Origin of the sequence: Streptomyces regalis (genome assembly GCF_001509475.1) — a bacterium.
Classification (GTDB): Bacteria; Actinomycetota; Actinomycetes; order Streptomycetales; family Streptomycetaceae; genus Streptomyces; species Streptomyces regalis.
In genome coordinates this window covers 1-11,410 of sequence record NZ_LLZG01000013.1, presented here as the reverse complement: position 1 = coordinate 11,410, position 11,410 = coordinate 1, and the positions used below count along the sequence as shown (strand labels likewise).

Here is an 11,410-nt window from a genome sequence, read left to right as displayed (position 1 = left end):
ACCCGCCACGCTTGTCTCCGGTCAGGCGGTCACACGCTGGAACTGCTGGTTGGTGCCGGTCCCGCAAGGCCACTGGATGAGCCGGGCTCCGTCGGCGGTGGACGCGTTCGCCATGTCGAGGCACTTGCCGCTGTGCCGGGCCACCAGCTGGTAGTAGCCATTGCCCTGGTCCTGGAACCTCCACTGCTGGTTGGTGCCGGTGGTGCAGCGGTACTGGTTCACGTAGGCACCGTCTGCCGTGAAGGCGCCCGCGACGCCCAGGCACTTGCCGCTGTGCTGGGCGAGGACGCGGACGTAGCCGTCACCCGCGTCTTGGAGCCGCCACTGCTGGTTGAGGCCGCCCGTGCAGGTGTACTGGATGGCGACCGCGTTGTCGGCGGCCGAGTTGTCGGACACGTCGAGGCACCTGCCGCTGTGCCGGGCGATCAGCTTGTAGTAGGGGCCGCCGCCCACCCCGCTGATCGTGCCGGCGTCGGTGTCGATGGCAACCTGCGGGTACCACGGCAGGTCCATGGTGGTCTTGGTGGGGAAGGTCAGGGGGAGCCAGACGTACTGCGAGTCGTTGACCGTGCCGCCCATGGAGTTGCCCCAGCGGTCGCCCATGTACAGGTACGAGGTGCTCTGAGTGCCCTGGACGGGCAACACGAACGCGGTCTGGGAGCCGTAGGCGGTGTCGTCACCGACGTCGGTCAGGGCGGTCCAGGGACCCGTGAGGCTCGTGGCGGTCGCGTACTTCTGCTGGTTGGGCTTCCAGCCGCTGTTGCCGGAGGTGAGCATGAAGTAGACGCCGTTCCGCTCGAACAGCGCCGGCGCCTCCCGGAAGGTCCCCGCCCATGGATTGGCGACCAGGCTGCCGTACGCCGTGTAGTCGGCGGTGAGGCGGTAGATGTGCAGGTCGGCGTTCCCGGCCGCGGAGGTGATCTGGTAGGCGGTGCCGTCGTCGTCCTTGAACAGCGTCATGTCGCGGGACGTGGTGCCGGACGGCGGCCGGAAGCTGCCCTGCCAGGTGTAGTCGCCGTCGACGGTGTCGGAGACGGCTGCGCGGGCCTGTGTGTAGTCGGTGCCGTTCTCCTTGTGCATCCACATCACGAACTTGCCGGTCGTGGAGTTGTAGATGACCTTGGGGCGCTCGATGTTGGCGACGGCGAGCTCGGGGTCGCTGACCTGAGTGAGGACGTTGCGTCTGAACTCCCAGGTTTTCAGGTCGGTCGAGCGGTAGGCGGAGACGGCTTTGAAGGTGTTGTCGGCGTTGCGGTTCTCGCCGAACCAGTAGTAATAGGAGCCGACCTTGATCACCCCTCCTCCATGGGCGTGCACCACGGCGCCGGTGGTGTCGGTGAACTGGGTCGCGTTGGTCACGGTGACCAGGGCGGCCTGCGCGGGCGATCCGGTGACGAGCAGGGTGAACACGCTCATCGTGGCGGCCAGCACGAGGCTGAGAATGCGTCGGCGCATTGGATTCCTCGACGACGGTTTCAAATTGTTTGGTTATGTGCGGCTCCGTTGAGGACGGTAGATGGATGGCGTGGCCGCGTCAAGGCTAGACATCGGATGTATTCACCGCTCATGCCGTTCATCGATCGTCGCAGCCTGCGACTTCCTGCCGGTTTCTTCCCAACCTCTGGACAGGACCTGGCTCGTGGGCCATTAATGCATCCATGTCATCCGGTGTCGTGTACGCCTTCGTACGGCTCCCCTGCACCTTGCCGGCGATGGATGACTCATCCGATCTATTCGGTCCGGATGTTGAGCCGCAGCACGGTCCGTGCTGTCCTGTGGACAGTCAGGAGAGACCTCCCTTGTCAGAACCCATCACCCGACGAAGAGTGCTGGTCGGCATGGCGGCCATGACGGTCGCCGCCGCCATCACCCCCACCCTGGCCTCACCCGCTCATGCCGCCTCCTCCCAGCCGCTGCCCCTGCCGCCACTGCGCATCCCCAAGATCGACATGGGCCTTGAGCAGCAGCCCGACGAGAAGGTCCAGTGGCTGCAGGACGCCAAGATCGGCATGTTCATCCACTGGGGTCCCTACTCCGGCCCGGCCAAGGGCGAGTGGTACATGGAGAACGCCGCCATCACGCCGGAGAACTACAAGAAGTACGTCACCGACGCCACCAGCGAGCAGTTCACCGGCAGCGCCTACGACCCGGCCGACTGGGCCCAACTGGCCAAGGACATGGGCGCCAGGTACACGGTGCTCACGGCCCGCCACCACGATGGCTTCGCCCTGTGGCCGTCCACCCATCCCAACGCCTGGCACTCCGGACAGGCCCCGCTCCAGAAGGACTTCATCAGCCAGTACGTCACCGCCGTGCGGAACGCCGGGCTGAAGGTCGGCCTGTACTTCTCCCCCCTGAGCTGGCGCTACCCCGGCTACTACGACGTCCACGGCACCAACTGCCTGGAGAACGCCTGGGGTTACACCACCGATCCCGCGCACAAGGAGAACGCGCGAATCATGAAGAACGAGGTGTACCAGCAGGTCAAGGAACTGGTCACCCAGTACGGCAAGATCGACGACCTCTGGTGGGACGGCGGCTGGCTGGGCCAGCAGGGCTCCGACGCGGACGCCGCCTTCTTCTGGGAGCCCGGCAAGTTCCGGGACACGTCCAACGAGTGGCCGGTGGACGCCGCCTACAGCGACACCGACACCGCGACCGGAAAGCCCCTGGGGCTGACCGGCCTCGTCCGCAAGTACCAGCCCGATATCGTCACCACCCTGCGCTCCGGCTGGATCGGCGACTTCGCCAGCGAGGAGGGCCCGTCGGTTCCGAGCGGCGCCATCCGCACCGGCAAGGTGTCGGAGAAGTGCTTCACCATCGGCGGTGCCTGGGGCTACAAGGCCGGCTCCGGCGTGATGAGCTTCGGCACGGCCACGAACATCCTGGTCAATGCCTGGGTGCGCAACATGACCTGCCTGGTCAACGTCGGCCCGGACCGCACCGGCGCGGTGCCCAGCGACCAGCAGGCCCTGGTACGGCGGATCGGATCCTTCCTGACCACGTGCGGCGAGGCCGTGTACGGCACCCGAGGCGGCCCGTGGAACCCGGTCGACGGCAAGTACGGCTTCACGTACAAGGACAGGACCTTCTACGTCCACCTGCTGCCCGGCTACAGCGGCACCTCCTTCACCACCCCGCAGATCGGCGACGCGACGGTCACCCGGGTCTTCGACGTGGCGTCGGGCACCGACCTGTCGTACTCCGTGAGTTCGGACGGCGAGGTGACCATCACCGGCATCAACCGCACCCGAATCCCCGAGGACAGCGTCGTCGGGGTGACCCTGGACCGGACGGTCCAGCCCGCCGACATCGCCGTCGGCAGGACGGCCACGGCCAGCAGTGAGGAGAGCTCCAAGGGCAACACCGCGGCCAAGGCCGTCGACGGTTCCACCGCGACCCGCTGGTGCGCGAACAACGGCAACACAGGTCACTGGCTGAAGGTGGATCTGGGTTCGACCAAGTCGATCACCGGCACCCGGATCGCCTGGGAGCTGGACGCCACCAACTACCGGTACAAGGTCGAGGGCTCCACCGACAACACCGACTGGACCACCCTGGCCGACCGTACCGACACCACCAGCACGAGCCAGGTCCAGACCGCCATGTTCAGCGCGTCGGCCCGGTATGTACGGGTGACGGTGACCGGTCTGCCCTCCGGCGTCTGGACCTCCATCCGCAACCTCGAGGTATACGACCGTCCCTTCGCCGCCGACCTGGGGACCTTCAGGCTGGTGAACCGCAAGAGCGGGAAGGTGCTGGACGTCAGCGGGGCCTCCAGCGCCGACGGCGCGGCCGTCATCCAGTGGCCGTGGACCGGCGGCACCAACCAGCAGTGGCAGCTGCTGCCCAACACCGACGGCTCCTACCGGCTGTCCAACGTCCGCAGCGGCAAGGTCCTGGACAGCCCCGGCGGTTCCGCCCAGGGCGTTGCCCTCGACCAGTGGACCGACACTGACAGCAGCAACCAGTGGTGGAAGCTCGTCCCCGCCACCAGCGGCTACCACCGGCTCGTCAACGTCGGCAACGGCTGGTGCGCCGACGTCAAGGACGCCTCCACGGCGGACGGCGCCAGCGTCATCCAGTGGCCCAACACGGGCGGCTCCAACCAGGAATGGCAGGTCATCGCCCTGTAGCCCGGCGATGCGCGAGAGGGCCGGTGCCGCACCGCACCGGCCCTCGGCCTCCCCTTCCTCCAGCCGCACGCGCGGCCCTCACCCCTCCACTCCTCCACCTCCGGGCTGGCCAAGCGGCCCTACGATCTCCGGCACGCCGGGATCTCGTTCTCGTTGTACTCCGGTGTGGACCCGGCCGAATGCGCTCGCCGCGCCGGCCAGAGCATCGAGGTCCTCTTCCGGCACTACGCCAAGTTCCTGGACGGCGTCAGGGAGCAGGCCAACCGCCTGATGGAGCAGTCCACGCAGGAGTGGGACCGCGTCAGCCAGGGCGCGGCGCGTGAGGGGTGAGTCGAGGTTTTGGTCCGTGACTGGTCCGGAAGAGCTGGTCAGGAGCGGGATAGCGGTGGGAGGAACTGGGAGTTGCAACGTAAAGAAGAAGCCGGGCTTCTTCGGCGAGTACGACACCAGAAGGTTCTTCGTCTGCTGGTGGTGCAGCGGCAGCGCATCACTGACCTGCCCACATAGCAGCCGTCGAGACCTTGTCGGAACCGCCGGCCCGGGTCATGGCCCGGGTCTTGAGATCGATGCGGGTCTTGGGGCTGCGGCTTGTTGCATGCGCTGTGACCGACGCTCTGATGTCCGTGATCGTCGCATCTGGCCCACGCTGTAGCGAGGCGGGGCTGCGTCGTGTGGTGTGCCACGACGGCGTTCAGTGTCCGGGGGCGCGGCGTTGTCCTTGTGCTCTGCGCTTTCGAGCACACGCAGCAGGGATGCGGTGAAGACGCGTGCCGTACTGCCGATGCGTAGCACGCGGCATCGTCCGCACCTGGCGCGAGGCGAAGGCCGGCCGCCACCAGCCGGAGGAACTGGAGGAACTCCTGGCCGACCGCGGCCTGATGAACCGGGTCCTTCAGGGCCGCTCCGACATGTTCATCGAGCACGGCTGGCAGCTGTACTTCGTGGGCCTGCTCTTCGGCCTCGGCTTCGACACCGCCACCCAGGTCGGCGCGCTGGGCATGGCGGCGGGCTCGGCCGCGGACGGCACGCTTCTCGCCCAGCGCCGTGTGGGCGGCCACCGCGCCCTCGAACCAGGCTCTGGACATACGCGCGCACCACCGGGTCCCCGGGCGCTTGCCGCCTGGAAACCGATCGGTGTACGGTATGGAAACCGATCGATTTCCGAGTGCTCGTGGCCACGGACATCAGGACAGAGCCAGTCGGTCGGTGCTGTTGATCGCCAAGCTGAAGCAGAGATCAGCCCGGAATGCGCCGCACCCGGCGCGTGCTGATCGCGTGCGTACTCAACCTCTGGAGTCAAGAACCATGTCTTCTCATGCCACCTCCACCATCTTCGTCATTGGCGGTACAGGGGCCCAAGGGATTCCCATCGTCCGCGCTCTTGTTGCAGACAAGAAATACTCCGTCCGGGTCCTCACCCGGGATGCCACCTCCCCCCGGGCCCAGGAACTCCTCGCGCTCGGCAACGTCTCCATCCTCGAAGGGTCATTCGCCGACGAGGACGTGCTGCGCGAAGGATTTCGCGGCTGTGACGGGGCGTTCGTCAACATCGACGGGTTCAACACCGGCGAGAAGACCGAGACCTACTGGGCCATCCGCACTTATGAGATAGCGATCGAGGAAGGAATCAAGTTCTTCGTCTACGGGAACCTCGACTACGCCCTCAAGAAGTCGGGCTACGACTCCAGGTTCCGCACCGGCCACTATGACGGCAAGGGTCGCATGGCCGAATGGGTTCTCTTCCAGAACGAAAAGAACAGGGACCGGATGGGAGCGGCGGTCTTCACGTCAGGTCCCTACATCGAGATGGTGATCTCGCCGCTCACGCCCATGACGCCCAGCATCGAGGACGGTGTCGTCACGTGGCGAGTCCCGCTCGGCGAGGGATCCGTTCCGCACGTCGCTCTCGAAGACTGCGGATTCTATGTCCGCTGGCTCTTCGACAATCCGGAGCGGGCCAACGGCATGGACCTCGAAGTCGCCATCGAGCACATGACCTACACCGATATGGCCGCGGCATTCGAGAAGGTCACCGGGCATCCGGCGCAGTACATCGACACCGATCTGGACACCTATTGGAACAGTCCGGACCTCAGGGGGATCGCTGATCACCCTGCCGGATACAACGCTGATCCCAACGACAAGAGCACCATGAGCTTCCGCGACAACTTCACGGGCTTCTGGAACGTGTGGAAACACGGAATCATCACCAGGGACTACGCCCTGCTCGACGAAATCCACCCCAACAGGATCAGGAGCGCGGAGGAGTGGTTCCGTCGCGAAGACCACCTGGGAAGGGAACTCGGCAAGGGAAGCCTCTGGGAGAGGGTCCAGCCGGAGAACTGGACCATGGACTCCGCGGTCCTCAAGAGCAGCGCGGATTTCAGGACGGGCAAGTTGTAAAGACGGGCAACTTGTAAACAGGCGAGCCGGTAGTGGCTCGGTATCCGCTGCGCGACGAGACCTCCCAGGCCTGTCCGGCATGGCCAGGAACCCGGCGATCTTCACGCCTGCGATCAGTACGGCCAACACCGCAAGCGAGATGGTGCGCTCGGCCCGCGTTGCGGTCGCCGCGCGCGAGCCGAGCTCTACGACACCGGCGACGTCGCCGGGGCGGATGAGGTGTTCGCCCCGGACGTGATCGACTACAACCCTGCTGCCGGCGCCGCCCCTTCGGGCATCGACGGCATGCGAGCACTGGTCGCTGCGGTCCGCGACGGATTCACCGAACGCAGCACCGGATCCTGTTCCAGCAGGAGCTTCCGGGCGGCTGGGTGGTCCTCCACTGGCGGATGACCGCGACCCACACCGGAAACGCCTTCGGGTTCGCCGCCAGCGGCAACCCGGTCGATATCTGGTCGTGGGAGTAGCGTTCAGCCAAGGGTGCCGGGCCCGCAGGCGCCGCCACGCTGTTCATCAGGATCAGAGAATCAGCGTTGGCGATCCATGTCAGAGATCGATGCCGGCCGGCGACTGGCTCGCCGTCCGAGGTGTCACGCCGAGACGCTTCTGGGCGGAGTGCTCGGCTGTGATCGAGCGATCCGGCTCGCCTCGTAGGTCACTGTTCGTCCGAGCCGGGTGCTGAACGCCTCGGCCACGTTCTCTCCGCTGATCGCCGGGTACTGCCCGACGGAGAGACCACGCCGGTGACGTCCGTGCGTTCGAGCAGTGCGGTGGCGGCGTCGGCGATGTCCGGGTGCGAGGCCCACGAGGCGCGGAGGCCGCTGGGTAGCGGGTAGCGCAGCACGCCCTCCTCGCGGACGCCCGCGAGCGCGTGCGGCAGGAGCAGGTTCTCCAGGTAGAAGCGGGGCTCGATCACCGTGTGGGAGACAGCACTGTCCGCCAGTCCGGCGACAAGCACCGATACGGCGTTCTCGGCCGAGTCGCCCCGAGAGCTGTCGCCGTCGGTGCTCACGATGCCGCCGCTGGTGGAGAACACCACGCGGGCGGGTCGGGCCTCACGAACGGCGGCCACGGTGTTGTGCGCGTAGGCCAGACGGTCCCCCTCCGGGGCCACCGGCAGGTGGACGAACACTCCCTCCGCGCCACGACAGTCCCCGACGGCGAGCCCACAGCCACCGCGTGACCCGAGGAACTCACCGTCATCTCGAACGGCCGCCGCCGGTCGTGCCAACTCACCGGAGCCCTGTGACTCTGGCATCAGATCGAGCAGGCGGGGGCCACCGGCTGCTCGTGCCCTCTTGGCTCAGGCCCTGGGTGTCGTACTCGGCAGGGTGGCCGCCGTCTTCTGATGCGGCCGCGTCACCGCCGGTCGGCCGAGCGCAGGCTGGTCGGCCTGCTGGCCGAGGGAATCTTCACCCCGGAGTTTGCCGACGGGCAGGCGCCCTGGTGGGAGATCATCGCCTCCGCCGCGGATGCCTGCCGCCCTTCGACCGAGCCGACATGACTGCTTCGGCAGCCCTTGCCTACCGGAGCAACGGATCGGCCGGCTCTCCCGCCGCTTCGGTCAGGCCGGAGGCACCACGGGCAGGATGATCCGGGAGGGTCGGTCGGGGTCGTGGAAGACCTGCTGGCGGGCCACTCGGGCCGTGGTTGCGTCCTGCTCGGGTTCGTCCGTGTTGAGGTTGCGGTCCCAGCGGGGGAAGTTGCTGGAGGTGATCTGGACCCGTATGCGGTGCCCTGCCCGGAAGACGATGCTGGTCGACCACAGGTCCACGACGTGTTCGGCTGCCTCGCCCGGCGTCGCCGCACGCACGCGCACGATGCCGTCGGTGATGTTGCGGGAGACGCCGTTCTCGTCGACGTCGCACAGGCGTGCCACCCAGTCGGTCGAGGGTCCGTCCGTGGCGGCGAAGAGGACCGCCCGGACGCGGCCGGTCACCTCGGTGTCCTCGGTGAGCGGTTCGGTGCTGAAGACGAGGACGTCCTCGCGTGCCTCCACGACCGTCTGGTCCAGGGGTCCGGCACGGAACTCGTCGGACAGCAGGAGCGCGCCGCCGGTGGTGGGCACCGGATCCATGGGGTCGTAGGTGAACTCCTCGGGCTGCTCGGCAGTGGAGGGTGGCTCAAGGGTCAGGCGTCCGTCCGCGTGCAGGTGGAAGTCCGTGTCCACGGCCCGCGACAGGGGCCATTCCCTCTCCTCGCGCCACTGGTTGACGCCCATGACGAACAGCAGCACCCGGCCCGTGTCCGGCTCCAGGGCCTCGCCATCACCGATCGCGCGCTGGTACCAGTCGAGCTGCATGTCGTGCAGGCGTCCGCGCATGCCCATGAAGGCAGAGTTCGCGGCGAACCCGAAGTTGACGTCGCCGATGACGTGCTGCTGGTTGGTGTGCGTCCAGGGGCCCATGATCAGTGTGGCGGGCCGGCCGGCGCGGCGCATGGCGGTGAAGTTGTCGAGTGTGCCCTGGGTGAAGATGTCGTACCAGCCGCCGACCTGGAAGGTGGGCAGGTCCACCTCGTCGTGTCGGCCCGCGACGCGGCAGGAGCGCGCCCAGTCGGGCTCCCGCCGGGACCGCTCGTAGCCCAGTTCGGGCAGGTCGTGGCGGGCGAAGGCGGGAAAGCGTCCCACGGGCAGTTCCCCGTAACCGCCGCCCGCCAGGCCGTCCAGATCCCGTACGAGTCCGGTGATGCCGCCCACGAGCGCGGCAGGGTCGGTGCCGTGCCGGCGCGTCAGCGCGTCGGCGCCCATCATGAGGGTCCAGGGCGCGGTGATGCCGAGCTCGACCGCACCGCCGCGCGTCCATAGTCCGTCGTCCGGATCGGACCACGTGACCATCGGTGCGATCGCCTTCAGCTCCGGGGGCTTGGACAGCGCCGCCATCCACTGCGTGTTGCCGAAATAGCTGGCGCCGATCATGCCGACGGAGCCGTTCGCGCCGGGAAGGGCGGCAGCCCAGCGCACGGTGTCGTACCCGTCGCTCTCCTCGTACGTCCACGGCTCCCACTGCCCCTCGGAGGCGAACCGGCCACGGGTGTCCTGGATGACCACCATGAAGCCACGCCTGGCCGCCGCCAGGGGATCGAGGATCGCGAGCGCCATGGGCATCTGCTTCCCGTACGGCAGCCGACTCAGCAGCACCGGCCACGGCCCCGTACCGCCGGGGCGATAGACGTCCGCGCGTAGCACGGTGCCATCACGCATCTCCGCCGGAACATCGAACTCGATCTGCATCTCCGCCATGTGCTGCTCCTTTGCGTGCCACGAGGCTGCCACGCGACATGGTCGAACCTGGTCCCCGTGGCGCACTACACCCGAACGGGGGTGACCACGGCACTCTCGGGGAGGTCAGGCCGCCGCCGCGTTCAACAGGTCGGCCAGTACGTCGGGCCGTTCCAAGGCGATGAAGTGGCCCGCCTTCGGGACCTGCGTGAAGTCGGCGGCGGGCAGCAGCTGCTTGTTGGCCTCCCGGTCCGAGGGCCGGGACCAGTCCTTCTCGCCGTAGACGAGGTGGACGGGGGCCTTGACCTCGGGGTAGCGCGAGCGGGCCGCGATGAGGCTGGGCAGGTTCTGGTACACGCCCCGGGCGACGGTCGGGTAGCCGGGGCGCCTGCCCACCTGGAGGAGTTCGTCCACGTAGTCCGCCCGCAGTGCGCTCTTGTCGCCGAGTCCGCCTTGCAGGATCGTGCGGAGGGCGGGCCTGGGCTCCACACCGGCGATCACCGGGCCCACTCCGGGCAGGAGGACGCCGCTGACCACGACGCGGGCGAGGAGGCTGGAGCGGGCGATTCCGCCGCGGAAGTCGTAGGTGTTGACCGCGACGACGCGACGGACCCGTTCCGGGAGGTCGGCGGCGGTGGTCAGGGCGAGCACCGCCCCCATGGACTCGCCGACCAACGTCACGTCGTGGAGGTCGAGTTCGGTCAGGAGCCGCTTGACGCCCGCGCGCATGGCCGGCTCGTCGTACGAGGCGCCGGGCACGATGTCGGAGTAGCCCATCCCCGGCAGATCGAGGGCGTACACGGTGTAGTGGTCCGCGATCAGCGGAATGAGGTGGCGGAAGTGCTCGGCCTGGGTTCGTACGGTGTGCAGCAGGACCAAGGGGGCGCCGGTGCCCGCCTTGAGGTAGCGCAGCGTCCCCTCTCGGCCGTCAAGTCCCGCGCGCGGGGCGATGGTGTGGCTGGTGGTCCCCGGAATGTGGATCGTGGGACGTGACTCGTGACCAGGCATCTTGCCGACTCCTTGTGTGTGAAGGGGTTACTTCGCCAGCTGGGCGTACAGTCCGGCCAGGTCGCCGGCCAGGCCCGCCTTGACCTGCCGCGAGACGTCGTCGGCGAGCACTTCGTACGCGCCGGTTTCGATGCCGTCGAGGGCGAGGGCGGCGATGTCCCGCGGGTCGGACTTGGGTGCGTCGACGCCGGCCGCCAGGTCGGTGTCGACGTAGCCGACGTGCAGTCCGGTGACGGCGATGCCGCGCGACCGGAGCTCCAGGCGCAGGGAGTTGGTCTGCGACCACAGGGCGGCCTTGGAGGCGCTGTAGGAGCCGCCGAGCGCGATCCAGGAGAGCACGGAGTGCACGTTGAGGAGGTGGCCGCCGCCGTTGCGCTCGATGACCGGCACGAAGGCCCGGGTGAGAAGGAGCGGGCCGTAGAAGTTGGTCTCGAACTCGCGGCGGACGTCCTCGACCGGGGAGTCGAGGAAGGACGCGCCGACCGAGGCACCGGCGTTGTTGATCAGCACGGTGACGTCTCCCGCCTGCACGGCCGCCGCCGCGACGGAGGCCGGGTCGGTGACCTCCAGCGCCACCGGGACCGCATCGGGGTGCGTCACGCTGCGCGGGTCGCGGGCCGTGGCGTAGACCTTGCCGGCACCG

11 protein-coding genes are annotated in these 11,410 nt (G+C 67.9%); 6 read left to right on the top strand and 5 right to left on the bottom strand.

The features are described 5' to 3' along the window. Window positions 1–21: 21 nt before the first annotated feature. The gene (locus ADL12_RS03505; RefSeq protein WP_062698338.1) at window positions 22–1,455 is read right to left on the bottom strand and encodes an RICIN domain-containing protein; all 1,434 of its coding nucleotides are present in this window, start codon (window positions 1,453–1,455) and stop codon (window positions 22–24) included. 383 nt (window positions 1,456–1,838) lie between these two features. On the opposite strand from ADL12_RS03505, the gene ADL12_RS03500 reads away from it, so the two are divergent. The 5 genes from ADL12_RS03500 to ADL12_RS58305 all read left to right on the top strand — a co-directional run bounded on the left by ADL12_RS03500 (window position 1,839) and on the right by ADL12_RS58305 (window position 6,932). Continuing rightward, on the top strand, window positions 1,839–4,136 hold the full coding sequence (locus tag ADL12_RS03500; RefSeq protein ID WP_079051821.1) for an alpha-L-fucosidase: 2,298 nt from the start codon (window positions 1,839–1,841) through the stop codon (window positions 4,134–4,136). Window positions 4,137–4,289: 153 nt separating this feature from the next. Beyond that, window positions 4,290–4,466 carry a hypothetical protein gene (locus ADL12_RS03495; protein ID WP_062698335.1) on the top strand — a complete coding sequence of 59 codons (177 nt, stop codon included), beginning with the start codon at window positions 4,290–4,292 and terminating at the stop codon, window positions 4,464–4,466. A 437-nt stretch (window positions 4,467–4,903) separates the two neighbouring features. Then, window positions 4,904–5,407 carry a HoxN/HupN/NixA family nickel/cobalt transporter gene (locus ADL12_RS56000; RefSeq protein WP_062698333.1) on the top strand — a complete coding sequence of 168 codons (504 nt, stop codon included), beginning with the start codon at window positions 4,904–4,906 and terminating at the stop codon, window positions 5,405–5,407. 34 nt (window positions 5,408–5,441) lie between these two features. Next, window positions 5,442–6,539: an NmrA family NAD(P)-binding protein gene (locus ADL12_RS03485; RefSeq protein ID WP_062698331.1), complete on the top strand. Its 1,098-nt coding sequence runs from the start codon at window positions 5,442–5,444 to the stop codon at window positions 6,537–6,539. Between the two features lie 42 nt (window positions 6,540–6,581). Beyond that, a complete protein-coding gene (locus ADL12_RS58305; RefSeq protein WP_107119818.1) occupies window positions 6,582–6,932 on the top strand; it encodes a nuclear transport factor 2 family protein in 351 nt (116 codons plus the stop codon). Window positions 6,933–7,194: 262 nt separating this feature from the next. Here ADL12_RS58305 and ADL12_RS03480 read toward each other — a convergent pair whose 3' ends face one another. Next, the gene (locus ADL12_RS03480; RefSeq protein ID WP_062698329.1) at window positions 7,195–7,671 is read right to left on the bottom strand and encodes an SDR family oxidoreductase; all 477 of its coding nucleotides are present in this window, start codon (window positions 7,669–7,671) and stop codon (window positions 7,195–7,197) included. 216 nt (window positions 7,672–7,887) lie between these two features. On the opposite strand from ADL12_RS03480, the gene ADL12_RS53680 reads away from it, so the two are divergent. Beyond that, window positions 7,888–8,043, top strand: coding sequence for a hypothetical protein (locus tag ADL12_RS53680; protein ID WP_159053067.1), 156 nt, complete (start codon window positions 7,888–7,890; stop codon window positions 8,041–8,043). 60 nt (window positions 8,044–8,103) lie between these two features. Here the strand turns inward: ADL12_RS53680 and ADL12_RS03475 are convergent, their stop codons facing one another. The 3 genes from ADL12_RS03475 to ADL12_RS03465 all read right to left on the bottom strand — a co-directional run. Beyond that, the gene (locus tag ADL12_RS03475; RefSeq protein ID WP_062698327.1) at window positions 8,104–9,780 is read right to left on the bottom strand and encodes a CocE/NonD family hydrolase; all 1,677 of its coding nucleotides are present in this window, start codon (window positions 9,778–9,780) and stop codon (window positions 8,104–8,106) included. Window positions 9,781–9,885: 105 nt separating this feature from the next. Then, window positions 9,886–10,767 (bottom strand): alpha/beta fold hydrolase, encoded by an 882-nt coding sequence (locus ADL12_RS03470; RefSeq protein ID WP_062698325.1) that lies wholly within the window; start codon window positions 10,765–10,767, stop codon window positions 9,886–9,888. A 27-nt stretch (window positions 10,768–10,794) separates the two neighbouring features. Then, a partial coding sequence (locus ADL12_RS03465; RefSeq protein ID WP_062698323.1) for an SDR family oxidoreductase occupies window positions 10,795–11,410 on the bottom strand: 616 nt, incomplete at its 5' end.

Coding starts and splice junctions, on each gene's coding strand:
- ADL12_RS03475 (WP_062698327.1), bottom strand. CDS start 9,780: ATGGCGGAGATGCAGATCGAGTTCGATGTTCCGGCGGAGATGCGTGAT.
- ADL12_RS03485 (WP_062698331.1), top strand. CDS start 5,442: ATGTCTTCTCATGCCACCTCCACCATCTTCGTCATTGGCGGTACAGGG.
- ADL12_RS03500 (WP_079051821.1), top strand. CDS start 1,839: ATGGCGGCCATGACGGTCGCCGCCGCCATCACCCCCACCCTGGCCTCA.
- ADL12_RS03470 (WP_062698325.1), bottom strand. CDS start 10,767: ATGCCTGGTCACGAGTCACGTCCCACGATCCACATTCCGGGGACCACC.
- ADL12_RS53680 (WP_159053067.1), top strand. CDS start 7,888: ATGCGGCCGCGTCACCGCCGGTCGGCCGAGCGCAGGCTGGTCGGCCTG.
- ADL12_RS03505 (WP_062698338.1), bottom strand. CDS start 1,455: ATGCGCCGACGCATTCTCAGCCTCGTGCTGGCCGCCACGATGAGCGTG.